Below are 23,558 nucleotides of genomic sequence, written 5' to 3'. Positions count from 1 at the left end.
TTTTTTTTATTGTCAGGTACCACTAGTACCGCCAGTAACAGAAGTATCTGCCAGTACCCAAACCCCGGGATTTTGGCATTTTAAGATATAGGAGGTCTAAAATGGTACGTATTAATTTAGGCATTGGACGGGCAGATCCCACAAAAAAATTTGGAGAAAGAACTAAAAGAACTTTAGACCTTAAAAACGATGAAGCAAACCATATTACGCTTTTAGGAAAGTCCGGTTACGGAAAAACCACGATAATGCGTGGAATGATAGAAGAAATTTATAGTTCATATTCAGATGCAGGAATTCCACCAATAATTATTGTAATTGAAAGGAAAGTTGACACCTCAAAACCTAAGAAAGTGATTGAAATTTACCATGAAGAGTCTGAATACCTCAGTTCAGCTAAGGCACATCGTAAATATGGTGAAGGAATCTGGAACTATCTTGAACATTATGTTAAAGAAATTGAAAAGGATAAAGAGCTTAAATATGGTTTAATGGGTGATTTTGCCATAGGTTTTCCAAATATTCTCGGAAAATACACAAAAATGGAAAGTGACGAAACTAAATCACTTCTTGGACGACATGGTTTAAGTCCTGCAGCATATCCTGCGAGACGCTTTGTGTTCAGACCTAGGAGGGAGATTGAAAATATCGCTTTTGATAACGGCCCTTTAACTGAAGCGATTAATTCAAAACTTGCTTATCCTGATCTGGCATTTGAAATAATTGCAGATATGAATAATTTAGGTGAACAGACCAGATATTCTGCAATTTTAAAAAATATATGGGATATTTCAAAAATTCGGGATCCAAAAGAGGTATTATTAATTGCAGGAAGTTCTGAAACATCAAATTCAGGACCATCTCAGACTTATTTAAGAATTGACGAAACAATGAATCGTTTAAAAACGGATGTACTGTTTACAGGCGATATAGATAATTCTTTTTTAACAAAACTTACAAATAAAAAAATCAATATTCTCGATTTTTCGCAAAATTCCGAACTAGAAACTTATGAAGAATGTTTAATTTTTAAATTAGTCGTTCAACATGCAATAAACGTTGCAATAAAATACAGAATTCCAGTATTTTTCGTAGTGGATGAAGTTCAAAACTTTATGAAAGATAAAAATGGAAAATGGGCAATTGATAAAATTTTAAGAGAAGGACGTTCTTTATGTATCAATTTGATCTGTGCGACACAATACACCGATAATCTCCCAAAAGATATCTTGATTGGTTCGAGTCATATTGGAATAATGGGAAAATTAGCATCGAACACTGACACAAAAACTCTTGAAAAATTAATTCCTGATTTTAAAGATGTTGTCGATTTTGATGAACCTGGAAGTCTTTCAGAATGGGAAAACATGAAAAGAAAACTTCGATTTAGGGGCTATTTTTCATATAATAAAGATTTCACAGAACATATTGAATACAGGCAACCACAGAGTCTGTAGGTGAGATTTTGGGTATTTTAGAGAATCTTGGATTTAAAAAGAAAAAATCAGATCCTGGAAGTGAAAGATCTGAAAATACTGAAGAAAATATTGATGATCCTGAAAAAGAAACTCCAGGAACATTCAACGTTATTGAAAAAGTAAAAAAGAAAAAAGAAGAGTACAACGCTGAAAGGGAAGCATACGATTCACTTGCTCCCTATTTATCCAGACAAAAACTTTTAATTTGGCATAATGGATCCGGTGCGAAATTATTCGGTTATCCACATGCAGTAATTCCTGACGAAGGAACTTATAAAATATTATATAAAAATAAAGCCACAGACTGGCTTGAAGATTTAATAATTACTATCAAATCGACTCTTTTTAATTATAAAAGACATTATGCAGTTGTTTATGCCCCTAAGTCTTGCGTTGATATTTCTGAAGACATTATAATATTTTTTGTTGATCACTTCAGGGATGATAAATATGCAAATTTTGTAAAATATGCAGTTCCCCTAGAAGACGATGATCCAAGACAAAGAGTAGCTTGGATTACTGAAAGGAAACGTGCTGAAGCATATGAAATTATGTGTGAAAATTTATTGTCTCAAGATATTCCAAACCTTGTTGAAGCTGCATTATACATCAATCCTACGATGAAAATGTATAAAGGAAGTGAAAAGGAAAGCAGCAGAAAGAGCACAAAAGAAAAAAGCTTTGAAGGTGGGGAATTTTCATTTGATAATGCCATTACCAAGATGAAAAATGAAATGATGTGAGGGTGATTTTTTGTCTGAAAAACCTGAAGCGGATCTTGATCTTTCACATCAAGATGCTGAAGAAAATATTGATGAAGTTCCTAGAAAAGTGGGGCCCGAAAATACTAAAGAACTTAATGTTGAAAAAGAAGAAAAACCTGAAAAAGAGACTGACGGGGATTTTGTAGTTTCCAAACCCGAAATTACTGAAGAAAAAGAAAATTCTTCAGATACTAAACCAATTTATGACATTCCAATTGGAAGATCTAAAGCCGGGCCTGAAACTAATGAAGAAGAATTTGACGAAGTGACTCCAAAAACTGCAGGACGAAAAAAGTCCGTTTATCTTGAAAGTGTAGTAAATAAAACCATTATTGATATTTTAGAAGATTTAAAAGAAATCCATTCTGTTTCATATCAAAAAGAAGTTAAAAGAACTTCAAAAAAGATAGGACAGAATATAATATTTTTAAAAGAAACTTTGAAAGGGAATATTTAATTAATACCCCATTTTTCTTTCAATTGAACTAAAGAACCGTCATTTTCCATTTCTAGAAGTGCATCGTCAATAGATCTTTTCAATTCTGGATTAGCATTATCAATTGCAATTGCAACGTAGATAATGTCAAATTTATCCCCTACAATTTTTAGTTCAGTATCATAGTCCTGAATTAGATAAAGAGAAGTAATATGATCAGTCACTTCCGAATCGATTTTACCAGATAACAAATCGTTATTGATATCATTTTGGTTTTCGTAGATTATAATTTTAAAATCCATAGATTTTAAAAGCGATTCTAACCAGTATTCTTCTATTGAATCTTTCAAAACACCAACTGATTTATTTTCAAGGCATTTTATTCCAACACGTACTATCCGATCTGACTAGTATTGTAGAATAAGTATATCCATAGGGCCTTGAAAAATCCATTTTTAACTGTCTTTCCGGTGTTTTTCCAATATATCCTATTCCGCAATCAACTTCGCCCTCGGAAACTGCGTCGAGTAATCCTGAAAATGAATATACTATAAATTCAGGTTGTAAATCGAGTCTTTTTGAAATTTCATATATTAACTCTACTTCAAAGCCTTTAAATTCCCCATCTTCAATATATGAAGTTGGTGCTAGATCAGTACAAACCCCAACAGTTAAAACCTGATTGTTGGCCCCAGTATTATCTTCAGTACAACCTGAAAAAACTATTAAAAATATCGTTGAAATTATTAGAATTTTAGGATTAAACATTCTATTTCTCCATTGCCTGATTTTTTGAATTAATCAAGATTTTGATATATATTATATATTGATCTAATTTTCTAAATGAATTGGATAGATATATTAATATATGGATTAACAGAGGACAAAATGTTAAATATATTTGGATAAATTTTGTGCGTAATAAAAACAAACGATTATATTATAAAAAAACCTTAAATTGTTCACTAAATGAAATAAATACGAGGGGATTAATTATTTCAAAATTAAAATTACCATACTTAATGCTAATTCTTTACATCTGTTTGGGATTATTTTTACAATATATCGAAGTTTCTGAGATCCAGTCTTTTTTTGGGCCATTAAATGGAGATCAGTACTATCAAATGGGTTCGGTAAACCATATATTATCGGGTGGAAATCCATTTGAAAGTTCTTCAATGGTAGGGGGACTTCCGGGATATTTAGCACTTTACGGGATACTATGTGCAGGGTTTTGTAAATTATGTAGTTTAGATGCATTTAATGGAATGATTTATTTTTCTTTGACAATATTTGCATTTGGAAGCTTTATATGGTATTACACATTTAAAAGGATCTTTAAAGACGAATGGACTTCAGTAATAGGCGTTGTTTTAACAAATGGAATCTCAATGTATCCAATACTAAAATATACTGAGTTTACCATTCAAATTATGATTCCGTTATTCATACTGGCCATTTATTTAGTATTCACATCCAAAAAATCATTCAATTATGCATTTTTAGGATTAATCTATGGATTACTTGCAATATCCCACAATATAGCGTTTGTTGGTGCCACATTAATTATTGCAACATTTTTAATCTATGAAATATGTAAAAAATATAGTTCGGATAAAATAAATGGTCTTAGAGAATATTTTAAGGAAAATTTGAAAAATTTTGGAGTATTTTTTATATTTGGGCTACCCATATCCATACTCTACTGGTACAGACCATTATTTGTTTATAAATTACATCAAGTAAATAATTTTATGATTTGGGGTGTTAGCCTAAACTGGTATAACTCCGATGTCCAAATTGAGTTTATATTTGATGTATTAAGGAGTTTGATTAATGTTGATTCGTTATATTCTGCTCTGGTTTCAGTATTCCTTATTAATGGTTTAGTTCAGATGTATAAAACCAGAACGAATAGTCAATGCAAATTTTTAAAAATTTTTGGAATAGGCTGTATTTTTGCAACTTTTTCATATTTTATTACTATTCCATTATTAAACATGCATTTTTTTCCAAATTATATGTCGAAATTCTATCTGGTTACATTATGTTCCATGATATGCATTTATGGGTTAAATAGTTTAAAAAATACCAAAATAATTAAGAATCACCATTTAAGAATGAACTTAGGGTTTACGTCACTATTTATTTTACTTATGGTCCTTACATCCAATATTTTTGTATCAAATATGGATGATTGGTCAGTTGCAGGGAAAAATCCATTCCCAAATTCCCAAATATCATTATATAATTATCTTTTAGAAAATACATCTTCAGAAGATACAATTTTGTCTACAAAAGGATTAAGTTATTTTATAATTGGAACTAGTGGTAGAAAGTTGCTTGTAAATCATTGGGCACAACAGAACGATCCATACTTAGATTTATCAGAACGGGATATCGATGCTGCAATTATTCTTTATGGAAATAATACTGAAAAAAAATTGGAATTAATTGAAAAATATAATGTAAAATATATTTATTGGGATTATCGTTGGAATAGCACGGAATATCAGTTCGTAAACGGGTCAGAAACACCAAAAGATCCATTAATCGCATTTTACAAGGAAAAATACAAAAAACAGCTTGAAGAATACGGCATAAAATATACTGAAAAAACCTGGTGGGTGGATATATATCAAAGAAACGCTCAGACTTTAGACTTATTGATGATATCTCCCGAAAATTATCGAAATTCAATTAAACCGTGGACAACAGATTTGGATCCGTATTTAGAAGAAGTTTGGAATTATAGTTCGGATGGACAAAAAGTTGCGATATTATATAAACTAAATATTGAGTAATCGGTGAAACTTTGAAAAATATAGCAATATTGGGAGCGGGACCCGCAGGACTTAGTTCTGCTTACGAATTAGCTAAAATTTCAGATAACTTCGAAAATGAGTACAATGTTGTAATATTTGAAAAATCGTCTGAAGTTGGAGGCATAAGCAAAACAGCACTAAATAATGGCTATTACTTTGATTTAGGGGGACATCGGTTTTTTACAAAGATAGAAGATGTTTCTAACATGTGGAATGATATTTTAAAGGATGAATTTATTTTAAGACCTCGACTGTCAAGAATCTATTATAATAAAAAATTTTTTAATTATCCGGTTAAAGTGTTTGATGCAGTTAGTAAGCTCGGATTAAAAGAAGATTTTTTAATATTTATGTCATTTATGAAATCCCAAATGTTAAAAAGAAAGGAAATAAGCTTTGAAGATTGGGTATCGAATAGATTCGGATATCGGCTCTATAGTATCTTTTTTAAAACATATACTGAAAAAGTTTGGGCGACCCCTTGTGATAAGATACAGGCAGAATGGGCATCTCAAAGAATTAAAGGCTTATCAATTGGTGCAATTATCAAGAGAGAACTATTGGGGGACAAAAACGAGGTAATAAAAACACTTATCGATGAATTTTTATATCCTAAATACGGTCCAGGCCAGATGTATTCAGAACTTGCAAAAACACTGACTGAAAAAGATGTAAAAATAGCCTACAATTCATATATCTCGGCTATAACGACTAAAGAAAATAAAATTGTAAGTATTGTAGATAATAATGATAATGAATTTGAAATTGATGAATTAATATCCAGTATACCTATAGATGATATGGTAAGACTTTTAAATCCTCCCAACGAAGTTTTAGATGCAATTACTAACTTAAAATTCCGAAGTTTTATAATCGTTAATCTAGTGTTTGATAATCTAGTTGATTTAAAAGATACGTGGATATACATCCATGAACCTGAAGTAAAGCTTGGAAGAGTTCAAATATTTAATAATTGGTCCCCACATCTTGTAAAGAATTCAAATTGTTCATCAATTGGTGCAGAATTCTTCTGTAGTGAAAACGACGAATTGTGGGTCCTGCCAGATAATGAAATAATAAAAAAAGCTGAAGAAGAAATAAAAAAAATAGATTTAATACCGGATAACTTTAAAATAACGGATGCAAAAGTCGTAAGAGTCCCTAAAGCATACCCTGTTTACGATGAAGGGTATAAAAACAATTTAAATATCGTAATAGACTATTTAAATGCTTTTGAAAATCTTCAGTTGATTGGAAGAGCAGGGATGTTCAAATACAACAACATGGATCATTCGATATATACGGGATTTTTGGCTGCAAGAAACATTGCATACGGCAAAAAGTATGATATTTGGGGCGTAAATCAAGATCAAGAATACCATGAAGAAATAAAAAGTGATAAATGGTAGAAATGGATTCTTTAAAAAAAGTCTATATGTTTTATTATTTATTTTAAATCTTAAAAATACGGGAATAACAGAAAGTTCTGTTGTTATCGTGCTATATCGAGTAATATCTTATTTCAATATCGTAATTTTAGGAAGTATTGCATATATTATGTATGGAATATACAAAATAGGGATATATTTCTAAGTTTGAAAAACAAAAGATTATATTAAAAAAACCTTAATGGTATAACTAAATGAAATAAATAGGGGGGATTAATTATTTCAAAATTAAAATTACCATACATAATGTTAATTTTATACATTATTTTAGGATTATTTTTACAATACTCTGAAATTTCAGGATTTCAGTCACCTCCATCCCCCATTTACGGCGGAGATTATTATTATCAAATGGGTTCCGTAAATCATATATTATCTGGTGGAGATCCATTTGAAAGTTCCTCCATGGACGGAGGAATTCCCGGATATTTACCACTTTACGGAATATTATGTGCAGGATTTTGTAAATTATTTAGTTTGGATACATTTAATGGAATGATTTATTTTTCTTTAGCAATATTTGCATTTGGAAGCATACTTTGGTTTCAAACGTTTAAACAAATCTTTAAAAATGAATGGCTTTCAGTAATTGGCGTTATTTTGGCAAATGGAATCTCAATTTATCCAATATTAAAATATACTGAGTTTACTGAACAAATTATGATACCATTGTTTATTTTAGCGCTTTATTTAACATTCACACACAAAAAATCGGTTAATTATGCGTTCTTAGGGATTATTTATGGATTGCTTGCAATATCCCATACTGTGGCATTTGTTGGGGCTACATTAATTATTGCCACATTTATGACCTATGAAATATGTGATAAATACAAATTTAATAAAATAAATGGAATTAAATCATATTTAAAAGAAAACTGGAAAAATTTGGGGATATTTGGCATTTTTGGATTTCCTTTGTCCCTACTCTATTGGTACAAACCAATATTTGTTTATAAATTGCGTCAAGTAAATGATCTATTAATTTGGAATGTTAACCGAGACTGGAATAATTTAAATGTTCAAATTAACTTTGTATTTGAAACTTTGAAAAATTTAATCAACGTTAATTCATTATATTCTGCCCTGGTTTCTTTATTATTTTTACTTGGTTTAATTCATATATATAAAGCTAGGAAAAATGCCCATAACGAATTTTTAAGAATATTTGGAATAGGGTGTATCTTTGCAACTTTTTCATATTTTATTACTATCCCATTATTAAACATGCATTTTGTTCCCAATTATATGGCAAACTATTATATATGGTGTATGGGAATTTTAATAAGCTTATATGGATTAAATTTATTAAATAACACTAAAATGTTTAAAAAAGACCATTCAAAAATGAAATTGTGTTTTTCAGCGATTTTTATATTACTTTTAATTTTATCATCAAATGGATTTATTTCAAATGTTGAAAACAACTCATGGATGAAAAGGGGATATAATCCAATGCCTGAACCGTACCCCTCACTTCAAAAATATATCTCAGAAAATACTGAGGTAAGTGACACGATATTATCTACAAAAGAACTTAGTTTTGCCGTAAATAGTATTAGTGGTAGAAAATTGGTAGTTAACAGATGGGCACAGCAAAATAACCCCTATTTGGATTTTTCAGAACGAGATATCGATGCATCGATTATACTTTATGGGAATAATACTTCAAAAAAATTGGAACTGATCAAAAAATACGATATAAAATATTTATACTGGGATACTAACTGGAATGGGCTAGATTACCGAGTTAGTGAAAATAATTCATTAAGTCATTGTGATCCATTAATTGCATTTTATAATCCATTGTACGAGCGAAAACTGGATGAAAATGAAGTAAAATATTATCGGGTGGACTGGTGGGTAGATCCTTCGCTACACGATGTTTCAAAATTTGATTTATTAATGATATCTCCCGAAAATTATCGAAATCCTGTTAAACCGTGGAAAGAAGATTTGGATCCTTATTTGGAAGAAGTTTGGAATTACAGTGTCGACGGTCAGAAAATAGCAGTGCTTTACAAAATACGGGTGGAATAATGGGTGAAAAAGTTTCAATAGTAATTCCTGCATATAATGAAGAAATTGCAATTGGAAATACGTTAGATTTAATAAATTCAGTAATTAAAAACATTGAAGAATATGAATTTGAGCTTATAGTTGTAAATAATAATTCTAAAGACAATACTAAACAAGTTGCAGAAAAACATGGTGCATTGGTACTTGATGAGTTAAATCAGGGTTATGGAAATGCATACAAAAAAGGAATGGGCTTTGCAACAGGGGATATATTAATTACGGGAGATGCTGATGCATCATACCCGTTTGAAGACATTCCAAGATTTTTAAGATTAATGGCTGAAAATGATTTTGATTTTATCAATACAAACCGGTTTGCTAATTTAGAAAAAAATTCAATGCCAGTTTTAAATTATTTTGGAAATAAAATGTTAACCCTGATGGCAAATGGCATTTATGGAGTAAATATTAAAGATTCACAATCAGGAATGTGGATATTTAAAAAAGAAATCCTTGAAAATATGGATTTTGGTATAATGGGGGCAGGCATGCCATTTTCACAAGAAATAAAGATTTATTCAAATCATAATAATAACAAATTCGTCGAAATTCCAATAAAATATCGGAAAAGACTTGGTGAAAAAAAGTTAAACCCATTAAAAGACGGATATGATAATTTTATAAATCTATTGAATTTCAAGAAAAAGTTAAAATAATCAATAAAATGTAGTGTGGGAAGTTGGACACATTAAAAAAACAGTTGTTAACTAAAAAAACGCTTTTATCATTTTTGATATCGTTTTTGATAATTTATTGGATATTTTCAAAGCTTGATTTTTATTTAATGATGAGTTCTATTAAAAATACCAATTTTTTCTGGTTTTTTGTGGCATTTGGATGTTTTTATGCATCTATTTTTTTAAAAAGTATTCGTTGGAAACTTTTATTAAACGATGCAGAACTTGAAGTTAAATTAAAAGATTCTATATTGATATTCTATCTCTCGATGTTTGCAAATTCAATAATTCCTGCAAAGATAGGCGATATTTACAGAAGTTATCTTTTAAAACAAAAAAACAATGCTCCAATATCCTTGAGTTTTGCAACAGTATTTGTTGAACGTATTTTTGATTTAATGACGATGATTCCACTTCTTTTGATTTTTGGTATTATTTCATTTAATTCCGATATACCTGTGGAAGTATTCATAGCTTTGAAGTATGGAATAGCGTTAATTATATTATTAATTGTATTTACATTGATTTTTTTAAAATTAAATGCTAAAATCATGGATAAAATAAATAATAAACTAATTAAAAATGTTTTTACTAATTTTGAAAAAGGAATTAGAACTTTAAAAGTAAGATCAATTCCAAAATTGTTTTTACTTTCTTTAATCTCCTGGATAACTGAAGGCTTTACGATATATTTCATATTTTTATCGATAGGATTGAACTTTGATGTTTTATTTTCGATATTTACTGATTTATCAAGTTCCCTCTTAACGGCGATTCCATTTACGCCTTCAGGCCTTGGAGTTGTAGAATATGCTTTAGTATTTATTTTAAATCTTAAAAATACGGGAATAACAGAAAGTTCTGTTGTTATCGTGCTATATCGAGTAATATCTTATTTTAGTATCATATTTTTAGGAAGTATTACTCATTTTATGTATGGAATAAAAAAATAGAGACATATTTTCTAAGTTTGAAAAACATGTGTTTTTCTAACTTTTTTTAAATTGTTAAAATTCTTAAATTTTTTTCGATTTTTCGGTTATAAAACCCAGTAATAAAATCAAAGTATGAATATTTTACTTTTCTTTGACTTTTCAAACTTCAAAACGTGATATTATGATAATTGGCTATGCAAGAGTATCAACAAAAGACCAGAATTTAGAAAGACAACTCGATGAACTTAAAAAAGCAGGTTGTGAAAAAATATTTTTAGAGAAGATCTCTGGAACCAAAAGAAACCGTCCGGAATTTGATAAAATGTTTGGAGTTTTACGTTCAGGAGATATTATTCTGGTAACTGAACTTACAAGAATTTCAAGAAGTACAAAAGATCTAGTTGAAATTGTTGAAAGCTGTAAATCTTTGGGCGTTGAAATAAAAAGTCTAAAGGAATCTTGGCTTGACACAACATCAGCACATGGTAAATTATTATTTACTATTTTTGCAGGATTGGCTGAATTTGAAAGAGATTTAATTTCTGAAAGAGTAAAATCTGGATTAACTGCTGCTCGTTCAAGAGGTAGACTTGGCGGGCGTCCTAAAATAGATTCTGAAAAAGTCGAAATGGCATTAAAAATGTATGATTCAAAAGAATATACCATAAAACAGATTTTAAACGCTACTGGAATCAGCAAGTTTACACTTTATAATTATCTAGAGAAACGGGAATAAATTTCAAAAAAAAAATGAATAATAAGACGTATTTTATAAAATTAAGAATTTTTAAATTTTTTTATAATAAAAAACTACTCGAGAAAAGCCCATTAATAATTACTCCGAAGAATTAATTAAATAATCAAATAATTAATTCGAAAATAAAACAATAAAAATAGCTTTAGTATATAACTAATATTGGGGGGTATTATGACGATGATCAATAAAGTATTTGTTGTAAGTGATTTACATTTTGGCGGATATAATTCAGTAAAGAATCCATTTCCTTTAATTTCTTTTTTTAACGATGATAACCGATTTAATGACTCTATAATTGTTATAGCAGGAGATCTGTTGGACAGTTGGACACAAACTTGTAATAGGAAACCACCTAGTTATGAGGATATGATCAAAAATTCAATGGTATGGAATCAGATAATAAATCGAGCGAAAAAAACCCCAACATGGTTCATTAATGGTAACCATGATATGGACTTGGACTTAACAGAACTTGGTGTCGAAGATATTATTCAGGTTGATCCTAAAGATTTATGCCTTGACATTATTCAAAACAGATTATACATAGACCATGGGAATTGTGTTGACTTGTTCAATGTTAAGCCAAAACCAAGACCTTGTGATGATCCCATACTCCAGTATCCTCTCGGATACTATAAAACAAGATTAAATCATACAAAAAAAACAATCCCTATGCAAAAAGATCATTTTGTTAATGTTGCAAAATACAATGTAATACAGATGATTTATGATTTAAAATCTAAAAATGAAAAAATAACGAATGATTTTCTTTCAGAAATATCTCAAATGCTTATTGAGGGTTTTAAAAATGATATTAAAATACAATTTAATGTAGATGACATTAATAAAGTGAAATGTAAGATGAATGATGACACAGAACTTGGTTATGGCGATATTTTAGAATCATTTGGAGATTTTGTTAATCGGTTCTATATTGATAACTTATTACCTTCTCTTTCAAAAGATCAGCAATCAGATAAATTTATTTATGATAATTTTGCTAATTCTATTGATGTAGTTCAAACTGGCGGATTATTTTGGTATTCGCAATCAATATTTGATTTATATGGTGCCGATAAAATTATATTTGGACATACCCATATGAACCAGCTAAACGTTGGTCAAAACTTTGTATATGCAAATTCAGGTTGCTGGTGTGTAAATCCAGTTGGACCCAATGTAACCAATATTGAAATAAATCTAGATGAAAATAAAGTATTATCAAGAAATGAGACCATTTCATTTAACATATAATCTTATCCTTACTGATGACACGGTTAAGAAGATAAATCGTGTCAGAAAATTTTTAAAATTATAATTTTGATTTTTTTATTTTTAAAAAGAAAAAAGAGTAATTTTAATCAAGATAATCCATAACAAAGTAATTGTTTTTATTTGGATCACTATGTGCTTTTTCAGTGAATTTAACTTTCATTCCTGCTTTTTTAACATCAACGTGAAGCCCTGCATCTTCATGATCTAAAAGTTCATGTGTTATTACCTTGCCGCCGTAAAAATATTTTTCAGGAGCTTCTTCAAGGATAAAAACAGAATAGTACGTATTGTAAAGATAGCTCTTTAAAATCTCATAATCAAGCATATTTACTATTTTTCCGGAGTAGTCTCTTAATTCCCCCTGAGTTCGATTTCTCATTATATCTGGGACGCCGTCTCGCCCTTCATGGAATTCTTTGAGTCTTTCTCTCGCAACATTTATCTCGCAATTTTTCATAAAACTCCCCTTAATTTGGTTTTAACTTGGGTATATCCTTATTATAATGTAATTAGTATATAATGTTTAGCATGGTATATACCAAATAATAACATATATATAGCATTTAGTAGTAATACTATTAATTGGAAACACTTGTTATGACTGAAAAATATTAAGGGCGAAAACATGTCAAAAAAACTACTTTCAAGAATAGGAAGTTCTCACGGGATCATAATGGACAATTCCGACAAGGATCACGTCCACGTATTAAATCCTGGAGAAGATGAAATAGAAAAACGTCACATGACCATTGATGGAATGAATTGTATTGTTATTTTTAACGCTGATGAATGGGAACTTAAACAACTCCAGAAGAAAAAACAGCTCGAAGATTTGAAAAAAGAACTTGAATAATTATTATTTCTAAATTTTATACTGTTTTACACGTTAACCTCACCGCAAAATTATTATATTATAATAATATTATAATAAAACTATAATTGCACAATACTGGTGAGACTAATGGAATTAAATGAAATTTATAATCAGGACTTTTTTGAAGGTGTCAAAAAACTTTCGAATAATTCGGTAGATTTAATCATTGCAGATCCGCCATACTATAACATCAAGGGAGATTTTGATTTTAAATTAAATTTTGATGAATGGAAAATCCTGCATGAAAAAATGGCGAAAGAATTTAAACGAGTTTTAAAGTTAAACGGCAGTATTTTACTTTACGGCCATGCGAGAAACATTGCATACCAGCAAGTTATTTTTGACGACCTCTTTTTCCTTGAAAATAATTTAGTATGGCATAAAACAGACTGCCAAACTCGTAAAAACATTAAAGGATACAGGTGTTTTGCCCCAGTTACTGAAAGAATTCTTTTTTATTCAAATGAATTTAGAAAAAACAATAATTCGTTGAATAATCCGATGTATCGAGAATATGTGGAAACTTTCAAACCGATTATCGAATATTTCATGGAAGAAAAAGAAAAAATCATGAAATTACATAATTTAAGTACAAACGGGGACTTTATTCGGTTCATGGATGAATACATGCAAAGTACAACTCCGGCAAGGCATCACTTCTCATGGAGCCAATGGTCGTTTCCATCAGAAAAAACGTATGCCAAATTACAACATATTGGGGACGGAATACTTGAGAAAGAATATCCGTTATTTAGAAAGCACTACGAAGAACTAAAGAATCAGTTTGAAAGCTCGAGAAGATACTTTGTAAATTCTGAACACACTGATGTTTTATTTTTCTCTCAGGAAAGTCATATCACGAGAAAATATAATCATCCAACACAAAAACCTCCCAAATTAACAAAGATGTTGATTGAAGCTACAACAAAACCTGAAAGTTTAGTATTGGTTCCATTTGTAGGTTCAGGTGTTGAATGTGTAACCTGTAAAGAACTTGAAAGAAACTTTATCGGGTTTGAAATCGATGAAAATTACTTTGAAATTGCGAAAAATAGATTAAATTAAATTTAATTTTTACCTTTTTATTTTGTAATTTAAATCGAAAATACGATATATTATAAAATTATACTGTTTTTAAAGGTTTATTCTATGGAATTGGGGGATTCATTTGGAAGATTACATAAAAAATTGGAACAATATTATTATGAATTGCAGTTTTGACAATACTTATAAGATGGCTTGGGCAAAAGCCCTAGTTGAAACTGCCTCTTTAAAAAATATCGATTCAGATTTAGTTATCCCTTTTGAAAAAATTGCAGAACTATTTTTAAAATATTATTGGGACCAGACGATTTACTTTGATTTAATCCAGGGTTCAAATTTAAAAAAGATTCCTGAAGTTTTGAAATATACTAAAGAACTCATTAATTTGTATCATAACCTAAAAGGAGATTATTTTCCAGAACATTACGAAAAAATTATTTTTGAAGGTTTTGGAATAGAAAATGAAAGAAATAAAACGATTAAAAGAATTGTTAAAACTCTTGGACAGGATGTTTCATGGCGATTTATGAATTTGGGCGGTGAAACTTATCAGTTATACGAATTAAACGAAAATACTGTAATTTTATCGTTAGAAAATGCTAAACTTTTAAAAAAGTATTCTGATTTTTTACTTCCATTGATAAACTACCGCTGGACCCAGATGCTTGAAAGTTTCAATCATTCTCCAAGAATTTCTTCAAAAGTAAGGGCAATTGACGAAAATAAAATTAAAAGAGATGTTTTAAATAAATTTAAAGAATATTTGGACTATGAATTTGATGATGGTAAGAGATACTGTTTTTACTCCGGAAAAGAACTGAATGATGAAGATTGTACAATAGATCACGTGATTCCATGGTCTTTTATGTATTCTGACGATATATGGAACTTAGTATACTGTGATAAATCTGAAAATTCACGTAAATCGAATCGAATTCCAGATGAAAATATAATAAATGCATTAGAACTTAGGAATAAACTCTTACTTGAAAAATTAAAAGAAAATAATAAAACAGGTAAGCGAGTTGACGAATTAAAACTTGCAATTGAGAAAGACTACGTTAAAAAATTCTGGATTTCTTCGAGGGGATAGATATGGTTGAATATGGAAAACTTGTGCGGGATAAAATTCCGGATATTATTTTTGAAGAAGGTAAAATTTCTTTAATCCATACTGCAGACGAAGAAGAATTTAAAATAAAATTAAATGAAAAATTAATTGAAGAAGCGACAGAATTTAGTGAAAATCCATCAATTGAAGAATTAGCAGATATTTTTGAAGTAATAAATGCAATTTGCGAATTTTACGGATTTGATTTAAAAGAAATTGAAGAAGAAAGAATAAAAAAGCTAAATGAACGCGGCGGGTTTAGTGAAAGGGTTATTTTAGATATTGTTGAATAAATTTTATTTTTGTGCAAAAATAAATTAAAAATGTACAAAATTATTCTTTGGTTAATATCCCTTTCTTTTTTAAAACATTGATATAATCAATTTTTGAAAAAGTACATTCAATATATTTTTCAAACTGATTTTTATCATCAAAATTCAGTTCTTTGGATATTTTACTAATATATGGGTCCTTTAATTCAAGCCACGAATGGCTCATAACGGTAAAAACAGACGTTCTATTACCATTTTCATCTTGAAAATAATACTTAAGATGATTACCCCCATTTTCTTCTTCAAAACCTTTTTTCTTCATTGATGATTTAACTTTTCTTATTTTGTAACTATTCCCCATATTATTCCCCTAAATATGTTATTAGTCTGTTTTTTAATTCCAATCCATCTTTACTTAATTTTTCATTAGGATATTTTAGGTACCCGTCAATTAATGTTTCAAAAGATAATTCAAAATGTTCTTTTGCTAATTCGTAAGTGTCACCAATTCCAAATAAATTTAAATCATTAAATGAAATTTCCCAGATTTCTTCATTTTTGATATATAAAACATTTAATAACATTTCTTTTTTTAGTTTGTAGCCCATAAATTCTCCAGATATCGTTTCAGTACGTTTAACATCAAATTCGGGACAATCCGCCCTATTGATTTTTTTCGACAATGCTAGTAATTCATCTTCCAAACTTTCAAGTTTACTTTCTAGTCTACTGACATACATTTTAAGTAGTTCATCATAAGTGGTTAAACTGCCAATGTATTTTGTTTTTCCAGATTTAATCATTCTTTCAGGGATTGGGGCTAAAATGCTTACAATTTCGTCATTAAATATATCTTTTGCAGATTTCAAAAGTTCATTCATTGTTGGCTTATAGTTATTTAAAATTAATTCTAAAACCTCAAAATAATCTGAAAGAGCTTCTTTTCGTTCTTCGGAACTGTGTTGGAATTCCAATGACGATTTCAAATCATGCATAAGTTTATCAAAAACCACTGTCTTATCTTCAAAAACTTTTTCCAGAGTAGTTTGTTCAGTTTTAAAAATAATGCTGTCAAAATATGAGTTAATTTTATCATATATTTTTTCAGTTCGACCTTGCAATGAAATTTCCCCTATTGAGTCCATAAAGATCTGGTTGGATGGATAAACGGAGTAAAGTTTAACAAATTTTTTGTTGGCTTTGTCATACTCCCCATTTATTTCCACAGGTTTTTCCATATTTTCGAGTAATGCGTCTTTTAATTCAGGATTTAAATTAAATTTCCCTTTTATTAAATCTTTTTTAGATGTTAAAAATCCAAATTGGTCGATATCTGTTGCGATCCTGCTCAAAATACCATGCATTTTTTTTCTGACTGGCTTGTGATACTCATTATATAATTCATTAATATTTTTTTTCGCTTCAGGTTTGAATAAAATATATTCTGAAATATCTTTAGGCTGTTCTTTGGATAATGCGATTCCCATTATTTCATTATCTTTCGGCCATAGGTCTTTTAAATTAGATACCAGCTTATTAGGCTCTCCTTCAATGATACTATTATCTACGTGGTCTTTTAAAGATTCAATATCTTCAGAATCATTTATTCCTGAATAAAATTTATTTAATTCATTGTAAGACTTATTTAAGTCTCCCGCAAAAGTTTTAGATACAGTCACACAAACATCAGCGGAACCTGGTTTGATATCATTTAAATAAAATTGATATAATTCAGGCGCTTGTTCACCAGGTCTTAATTTATATGCAATCTGTTGAAAAGTTTCTAATATTTTTGCAAATTTTTTTATGTCAATATTATGGTCTACAACATGTTCCCCATCGATTTTTAACCATATTTTTTTATCTTCGACCACAATAATCCCCCAAAAGAACTAAAAAAGTTAATTTGAATATTTAAGTTATTTTTGAATAATTATAGATACATAGTCTTGCAGATAATTTAATCCTTTCGATTTAATCATATTGATAAATTTAGTAGTATTTTTCCCCAAAAATAAAACAAATCTGCACAAAAATACTAAAAATTTAAAAGAGTTCACTTTTTTCAAGAAATTTAAAATTGTTTAATTCATACCGAAAATTTAATATTTTAATCGAGGTTATTATGATTAAACCGTTGACAGGTATACAACAAAATAGATATAGTTTAAAATACAAATCATTTATCATATTTTTCCTTTAATGTATGTTTTGTTAATTAACTGCATACAAAAATAGACTATTTTTGTAAATGGGTTTGAAAGAATTGTCAGGAAAAGGGGATATGCTGGGGAAGTATGGGCAACAAGTCATTGGGGATCAAATTACAAAAATTTAGCCCTATACTAGATAGGGATTGGGAAAAATATAATAAAATAAATCAGGGGGTAAACATGACTATTTATGAACCTACTCAATATGCAGGCCATGGGGGACACCCGTTCCGCCAGTTTGGCAATGACTGTTCTGTTATACATAGTATAAGAGTATGGATAGATTCACTTGATAAGCATAGAATTATTAAGGCACTTGAAGTGACATTTACCGATGGAATCACGACAAAAATGTGTGGGGAATCGCATGGGAATGTGCATACTGAGTATGTATTTAAACCAGGTGAAAAAATCGAAAGTATGTCATTGTGGGATTGTGGAAACCCAAAAAAACTGCGTGCTGGTAGAATCCTATTCAAGACATCAAACGGAATTACGGTGGATACTGGAAAATGTAAGGGTAAAACTGAATTTCCTGTAAATGTTGGTTCCGGTATTTTGGTAGGAATTGAAGGGGGATCGGGGGCTGATGTTGATAGAATCGGCTTCATATTTATAAAACCAATTAAAGAAATGATTTTGGAAAATGTGATCTATCCGACCCTTAAGTTTGAAACAACAGGTATCATGCCTGTCTACCTAGACGAATATTTGGGCCATAACACTTCAGATCATACTATTTCTTGGAAGTTTGGAGATTCCATTAATAAAACGTTTGAACATACATGGAGCAGCACCTCTAATGTTGAACTCTTTGGAGAATATAGCGTTAAAGCAGGTGTTCCTGAAGTAGTTGAAGTAGACGGTAAGTATGGGTGGAAAGTAGGTGCTGAAACTAGATTAGAAAGGTCGGAAAAAGAGTCTAAAGAGCTTAATTGGGATACAGAGGGAACTCTGGAACCCGGGGAATCCATAAATCTGGTCGCGATCACTAGGAGGGGTTCACTTCCAGGTATTGATATGTCGGGAGATTTAAAAATTGTTACAAAGGATGGTGAGTCGAAATCGTTCAAAATGACGGGATTATATAATGGAATTACTTATACTCAGGTTGAAACATGCTCAAAAAATGAAAAATTGTAGCCCATGTTTTATTTTTCATTATAGAAATATTTTAATATTATTTTACAGGATATTTTACACCTGTAAAATTATTTTTTTTAATGAGTTTTTAATAGTTCATTTTAATAACAAAAAATTCTTTGAAACATGTTTCAAAAATGCAATTTTTGTTGCAATTTTGAAACAGGGTTTTAAAATAACTTAAAAAGAATAATTAGTTTTTTTCTAAGTTATGCCAAAATCATTTTTCCACAAAAATAAAACAAATCTGCACAAAAATAAATCCGCAAATTAAACCATTTAAGAAAAACAGCCCATAAAATAACACTTAATCCCAAATAAAAATAATTAATATATAAATAAAATACTATTTTTAACTAAAAACTAAAAAAAACACCCTATAATAATATCCCGAAGAGTATTTTTGTCCGGACACACAAAAATAAATAACAATTTTCCTTCTTATAAGGTATTTTTTAAGCCGGTTATTATGTCCGAATAACCGAAAAAGATAACAAAATAGATTATGTTATAAAATAATGGTTTAACCTGTGTTAATGGTCGTAAAACCTGTGAATCCCAAAAACATTTTTGGACAAAAATAGAAATATATATTTTTTAAAGTTCTTTTTGCATTTTTTCCATTTTATTTACAATATCATAGATTTCCAACGCAGTCTTACCGATTTCAGTCAAAGCATAATATGCCTTGGGTAAAGCAACGTCTTTTTCTTCTTTTCTTTTTTCAATAAACTTCTCATCAGTTAATTCTTTCATTACTCTACTTAAACTGCCCTGATGAACGCCCAAAAGTTCACTAATTTCACTAAAATATAATTCATCATGTTTTCCGAGCAATTCTAAAACTTCTCGGACGTGTTTTTTAAAAAGAACTCTTGTAACCATGGACTTACCTTTTTGCTTTATAATACAATTCTGCTAATTAAAGATATAATACATTAACACACACTATTGAATATTTTTTTATTTTTGATTATTAACTCAATTATGCGTAAAGAATAAATATGAGGTAAATTAAATTATTACTTGCAAAAGTGCGTAAATACTCAAAAGTGAAAAGAGGTATCATATGAAGATTAGAAAAAAATCATGGCGAAAACCAAGAAAAATGTACCCGACATTTTCAGGCGTTATAAAAGCGATTGGAAATTCAGGAACTCTCGATGTTTCAGTTCCTTATGAATACATCGGAAAAAAAGCATTTTTAACGGTTATTGATGACGATGACGAAATTGAAGCATGTTTCAACAGAAAATCTGAAAGTTAAAATTTGCAAAAATGTCTAAATATTGTGCAGATTAACACTAAAATTTATATATTATTATAATTTAATTATAATTAAAATAATATATTATTATAAAATTGGTGAAAAAAATGTGTGAAAATTCTGAAAAAGAAAAATTGATAAAATATATTGAAAGTCATATCGAGCTTATTAACACAGATGTCAAGACTGTTTCAGTTTGCGGCGCAATTACTAAAGAAGGCATTACGTTACAGATCAAAGACAAGTTTTCTGGAGAGTTAGACGAAATGAAATATGAAGATCTTAGAGCGGCTTTTGAATTTTTATGTGGCATTTACTACGGTGCAAACGTAATCATAAATTCAAAACTTTCTGATTTGATTTATCAGTGTTAAATATGAATTATTTAAAACGGGGGCGTTATTTTGGGCAGAGGGAAAGTTTTAAAACCACATAAACGGCTCCATACCGATCTAGAAACCGGAAATGGTGAAACCCTCGAAGACTACGAACGCTTTGAAGAAATTTCAAAACGCTGGAACATGGACAAAAACAAAACTTTCCGGAAGATGATAAATTTAATCTTTGAAAATATCGGTGTTTACGAAAAATTAAGAGATTATGCAGAAGAACTCGGAAAAAAAGACGCTGAAATTTTAGAATTGAAAAAAGAAATCGCTTTAAAAAATCAGGACCTTTCAAAACGGGATCTTGAAATTGAAAAATTAAACGCGATTCTTCCAGAAAGTTCCGAAGACCAGACCTATTCGTGGCTTCAGAAGTGGTTAAAAGACTGGAGAACAACTCCAGACGAAACGAGAGAACTTGCTAGACCAATGATAATTAAAAAGGGCGTTGTAGTCAGAAATGAAATAAACACGCTTTTAGGGCTTGTTGATTACGAGCCAACAGTAGAAAGCGAATTTGAAAAAGTTAAATCGGGAGCAACGTGAGAAAAGGGGGTGAAAAAGTTATGGATGATAAAAAAATTCATGAATTAAGGCTTTATCTCGTTGATTATCTAAAAGCGTACCATTTAGACGATTTCAGGATTGAAAAGTATCGTGTAAAAGTCGATATCAAAAATATCTACGAAAATTATGGTTTTGAATTCGTAAACTATCTCGAAGAAGAACCAAAAGAAGCGGTAAATCTGTTAGAAGAAGCATACACTGAAGCTTACTATTCAGTCAAAGGAGATAAACCGCATTTTGTGCTTTCAATCTACAATCTGCCTGACACCATCAACAAAAAGAGCGGAAAAGTCGTCACGATTGAAGACATAAACGTTGAAACGCACGGCCGGCTTCTCGAAGTTGAAGGAATAATCGTTCTTGCAACTAAAATCAAAATGGCGTTAAAACGGGGCGTTCACATCTGCACGAGCTGTGGTGAAAAGAAAATTGAATATATTGAAAAGCCTTTCGAAGCACAGTTTGAACCGGTTTGTCCGAAATGTGCTCAAAATATGATGTTGCTGGAAGACGATTCCGAAACAAAATACGTAAACTTTCAGGAATTAAAGCTCCAGCAACCTCTTGACCTGATGTCGGACCCTGAAGAACCGCCAAAGTTTATTACAGTGCTACTTGAAAACAGTCCCGGTTTTTACACTGGGCGAGTAAAAGTTACGGGAATTCCTATAAAAATCCAGAGAAACAAGAAAGTTCCGATGTACGACCTCGTGTTTTCTGGAATTCACTGCGAACCTGTAAGCGAGAAATTAGAATCGGATTTTACTGAAAATGAAATCGAATCTTTTGAAAAAATTGCTAAAAATGAAAATGTTATCGAAATTTTAGCAGATCGGCTGATTCCAGACCTTAAAGGATACATGACTGTTAAAAAAGCAGTTTTCCTCCAGCAAGTTAAAGGGGTTAAAAAGGGAAACAAGCGAAATGACAGCCATATTTTATTGATTACTGACCCCGGAACTGGAAAATCACTTTCATTAAGAAAAATTGCTAAGATTCCGGGAAACGTCTACGGCTCTGTGAACATGGCTTCAGGTGTCGGTTTGACTGCATCAGTCGTCCAGGAAAAAACCGAAATCGGTGATAACACCTACGTCATAAAACCGGGGCTTTTGGTTAAAGCAAACGGTGGAACCGCCTGTATCGACGAGTTTGCAACGAATAAGAAGTTACATGAAAATCTTCTCGAAGCAATGGAATCTCAAACCATTCACATCAGTAAAGGTGGACTTAATACAAAGTTGCCTTCAGAATGTGCAGTTCTTGCAGCGGGAAACCCAAGATGGGGTAGGTTTGACCCAAATGTGTCGATCATGGAACAGATCAATATTTCACCGCCAATTCTGAGCAGGTTTGATTTGATTTTCCCGCTGATTGATGAACCAGATAGAACAAAAGACCGCGGAATTGCACACCATATAATAAGTATTCATCGAGCACACCTTGACAAAGGCAAAGATAAGGAAATTGACCTTACATCAAAAGTTATTGATGATATCGAGATTGATTTTGGATTTATCTGTAAATATATCACCTATGCACGACAGCTCGAGCCAAAAATCACCGATGAAGCTGAAAATATCTTGACAGATTACTACCTGAAAATGAGAAAAGGGGTCGTCCAGATTACCGCAAGACAGCTTGAAGCTGCAATAAGGCTTTCAGAAGCGATTGCAAAAGCAAGGCTGAAAACAGAAGTAACATGTGAAGATGCACTCGAAGCTGTTGAATTAATCAACGAATCATTGAAAGAAACTGCATTTGACCCAGAAACCGGCCAATACGATGTTGATAAAATAATGGGTGTTTCTAAAAAGGAACGGTCCAGACTAACAGAAGTTTATGATGCAATAAAAGATTTGGGAAGTATTAAAGATCTTGTTTTATACGATGACCTTTTAGAAGCCCTGAAAATGAAAGAAGCCATATTAAAAGAAGCTATTAAAAAATTAATAACTAACGGCGACATTGACGAGCCAAAAACCGGAATGTACCGAATAATTTAAGGTG

General features: G+C 30.4%; 25 protein-coding genes. 19 read left to right on the top strand and 6 right to left on the bottom strand.

The window, feature by feature from the left end; translation table 11 throughout:
* Positions 1-101 precede the first annotated feature (101 nt).
* The 3 genes from HNP90_RS03375 to HNP90_RS03365 are packed head-to-tail and all read left to right on the top strand — an operon-like array spanning position 102 to position 2,696.
* The gene (locus HNP90_RS03375; RefSeq protein WP_011976457.1) at positions 102-1,454 is read left to right on the top strand and encodes a helicase HerA domain-containing protein; all 1,353 of its coding nucleotides are present in this window, start codon (positions 102-104) and stop codon (positions 1,452-1,454) included.
* A gap of 8 nt (positions 1,455-1,462) precedes the next feature.
* Positions 1,463-2,218, top strand: coding sequence for a hypothetical protein (locus HNP90_RS03370; RefSeq protein WP_011976456.1), 756 nt, complete (start codon positions 1,463-1,465; stop codon positions 2,216-2,218).
* Positions 2,219-2,228: 10 nt separating this feature from the next.
* Complete coding sequence (locus tag HNP90_RS03365) at positions 2,229-2,696, top strand: hypothetical protein (protein ID WP_011976455.1); 468 nt, start codon at positions 2,229-2,231, stop codon at positions 2,694-2,696.
* On the opposite strand, the gene HNP90_RS09420 is transcribed toward HNP90_RS03365, so the two are convergent.
* Together HNP90_RS09420 and HNP90_RS09415 are read right to left on the bottom strand one after the other, a co-directional pair.
* Positions 2,693-3,025, bottom strand: a complete 333-nt coding sequence (locus HNP90_RS09420; protein WP_258558910.1) for a type 2 periplasmic-binding domain-containing protein — start codon at positions 3,023-3,025, stop codon at positions 2,693-2,695. The two genes, HNP90_RS03365 and HNP90_RS09420, sit on opposite strands and share 4 nt — an antisense overlap.
* 19 nt (positions 3,026-3,044) lie before the next feature.
* Entirely contained in the window at positions 3,045-3,443 is a 399-nt protein-coding gene (locus tag HNP90_RS09415) for an ABC transporter substrate-binding protein (protein ID WP_258558909.1), read from the bottom strand.
* A gap of 356 nt (positions 3,444-3,799) precedes the next feature.
* Here HNP90_RS09415 and HNP90_RS03355 point away from each other — a divergent pair, with 356 nt between their 5' ends.
* From HNP90_RS03355 to HNP90_RS03325, 7 genes are all read left to right on the top strand, one after another.
* Positions 3,800-5,479: a hypothetical protein gene (locus HNP90_RS03355; protein WP_309500985.1), complete on the top strand. Its 1,680-nt coding sequence runs from the start codon at positions 3,800-3,802 to the stop codon at positions 5,477-5,479.
* Positions 5,480-5,490: 11 nt separating this feature from the next.
* Positions 5,491-6,909: an NAD(P)/FAD-dependent oxidoreductase gene (locus HNP90_RS03350; RefSeq protein WP_011976453.1), complete on the top strand. Its 1,419-nt coding sequence runs from the start codon at positions 5,491-5,493 to the stop codon at positions 6,907-6,909.
* A 285-nt stretch (positions 6,910-7,194) separates the two neighbouring features.
* A complete protein-coding gene (locus HNP90_RS03345) occupies positions 7,195-8,988 on the top strand; it encodes a hypothetical protein (protein WP_011976452.1) in 1,794 nt (597 codons plus the stop codon).
* The gene (locus HNP90_RS03340; RefSeq protein ID WP_011976451.1) at positions 8,988-9,683 is read left to right on the top strand and encodes a glycosyltransferase family 2 protein; all 696 of its coding nucleotides are present in this window, start codon (positions 8,988-8,990) and stop codon (positions 9,681-9,683) included. Before HNP90_RS03345 ends, HNP90_RS03340 begins: the two co-directional genes overlap by 1 nt.
* Before the next feature lie 23 nt (positions 9,684-9,706).
* Positions 9,707-10,657, top strand: coding sequence for a lysylphosphatidylglycerol synthase transmembrane domain-containing protein (locus HNP90_RS03335; RefSeq protein ID WP_011976450.1), 951 nt, complete (start codon positions 9,707-9,709; stop codon positions 10,655-10,657).
* Between the two features lie 163 nt (positions 10,658-10,820).
* Positions 10,821-11,375, top strand: coding sequence for a recombinase family protein (locus HNP90_RS03330; protein WP_011976449.1), 555 nt, complete (start codon positions 10,821-10,823; stop codon positions 11,373-11,375).
* Between the two features lie 192 nt (positions 11,376-11,567).
* Positions 11,568-12,650 (top strand): metallophosphoesterase, encoded by a 1,083-nt coding sequence (locus tag HNP90_RS03325; protein WP_048060391.1) that lies wholly within the window; start codon positions 11,568-11,570, stop codon positions 12,648-12,650.
* A gap of 103 nt (positions 12,651-12,753) precedes the next feature.
* Here the strand turns inward: HNP90_RS03325 and HNP90_RS03320 are convergent, their stop codons facing one another.
* The gene (locus HNP90_RS03320) at positions 12,754-13,128 is read right to left on the bottom strand and encodes a hypothetical protein (RefSeq protein WP_011976447.1); all 375 of its coding nucleotides are present in this window, start codon (positions 13,126-13,128) and stop codon (positions 12,754-12,756) included.
* A gap of 168 nt (positions 13,129-13,296) precedes the next feature.
* Between HNP90_RS03320 and HNP90_RS03315 the strand changes: the two genes are divergently transcribed.
* The 4 genes from HNP90_RS03315 (at position 13,297) to HNP90_RS03300 (ending at position 15,993) form a co-directional block, all read left to right on the top strand.
* Positions 13,297-13,524, top strand: coding sequence for a hypothetical protein (locus HNP90_RS03315; protein ID WP_011976446.1), 228 nt, complete (start codon positions 13,297-13,299; stop codon positions 13,522-13,524).
* Positions 13,525-13,632: 108 nt separating this feature from the next.
* Positions 13,633-14,610 (top strand): DNA-methyltransferase, encoded by a 978-nt coding sequence (locus HNP90_RS03310; protein ID WP_011976445.1) that lies wholly within the window; start codon positions 13,633-13,635, stop codon positions 14,608-14,610.
* 103 nt (positions 14,611-14,713) lie between these two features.
* Positions 14,714-15,682, top strand: a complete 969-nt coding sequence (locus tag HNP90_RS03305; RefSeq protein WP_011976444.1) for an HNH endonuclease domain-containing protein — start codon at positions 14,714-14,716, stop codon at positions 15,680-15,682.
* Positions 15,683-15,684: 2 nt separating this feature from the next.
* Entirely contained in the window at positions 15,685-15,993 is a 309-nt protein-coding gene (locus HNP90_RS03300; RefSeq protein ID WP_011976443.1) for a nucleoside triphosphate pyrophosphohydrolase, read from the top strand.
* 40 nt (positions 15,994-16,033) lie between these two features.
* Here HNP90_RS03300 and HNP90_RS03295 read toward each other — a convergent pair whose 3' ends face one another.
* Both HNP90_RS03295 and HNP90_RS03290 read right to left on the bottom strand, forming a co-directional pair.
* Positions 16,034-16,333, bottom strand: a complete 300-nt coding sequence (locus HNP90_RS03295; protein WP_011976442.1) for a hypothetical protein — start codon at positions 16,331-16,333, stop codon at positions 16,034-16,036.
* 1 nt (position 16,334) lies between these two features.
* Positions 16,335-17,846 carry a hypothetical protein gene (locus HNP90_RS03290; RefSeq protein ID WP_011976441.1) on the bottom strand — a complete coding sequence of 504 codons (1,512 nt, stop codon included), beginning with the start codon at positions 17,844-17,846 and terminating at the stop codon, positions 16,335-16,337.
* Positions 17,847-18,269: 423 nt separating this feature from the next.
* Between HNP90_RS03290 and HNP90_RS03285 the strand changes: the two genes are divergently transcribed.
* On the top strand, positions 18,270-19,328 hold the full coding sequence (locus HNP90_RS03285) for a jacalin-like lectin (protein WP_048060390.1): 1,059 nt from the start codon (positions 18,270-18,272) through the stop codon (positions 19,326-19,328).
* Positions 19,329-19,925: 597 nt separating this feature from the next.
* On the opposite strand, the gene HNP90_RS03280 is transcribed toward HNP90_RS03285, so the two are convergent.
* A complete protein-coding gene (locus tag HNP90_RS03280; protein WP_011976439.1) occupies positions 19,926-20,213 on the bottom strand; it encodes a helix-turn-helix transcriptional regulator in 288 nt (95 codons plus the stop codon).
* A 184-nt stretch (positions 20,214-20,397) separates the two neighbouring features.
* On the opposite strand from HNP90_RS03280, the gene HNP90_RS03275 reads away from it, so the two are divergent.
* From HNP90_RS03275 to HNP90_RS03260, 4 genes are all read left to right on the top strand, one after another.
* The gene (locus HNP90_RS03275) at positions 20,398-20,595 is read left to right on the top strand and encodes a DUF2080 family transposase-associated protein (protein WP_011976438.1); all 198 of its coding nucleotides are present in this window, start codon (positions 20,398-20,400) and stop codon (positions 20,593-20,595) included.
* Positions 20,596-20,702: 107 nt separating this feature from the next.
* Entirely contained in the window at positions 20,703-20,969 is a 267-nt protein-coding gene (locus HNP90_RS03270) for a hypothetical protein (protein WP_011976437.1), read from the top strand.
* 30 nt (positions 20,970-20,999) lie between these two features.
* Entirely contained in the window at positions 21,000-21,527 is a 528-nt protein-coding gene (locus tag HNP90_RS03265) for a hypothetical protein (protein WP_011976436.1), read from the top strand.
* A gap of 20 nt (positions 21,528-21,547) precedes the next feature.
* On the top strand, positions 21,548-23,554 hold the full coding sequence (locus HNP90_RS03260) for an ATP-binding protein (protein ID WP_048060482.1): 2,007 nt from the start codon (positions 21,548-21,550) through the stop codon (positions 23,552-23,554).
* The last annotated feature ends 4 nt before the right edge of the window (positions 23,555-23,558 follow it).

Source organism: Methanococcus maripaludis (assembly GCF_013760955.1).
Taxonomy (GTDB): Archaea; AGJL01; Methanococci; order Methanococcales; family Methanococcaceae; genus Methanococcus; species Methanococcus maripaludis_A.
Note: the sequence above shows the minus strand (reverse complement) of the source record. Positions and strands in the feature narration are given on the sequence as shown.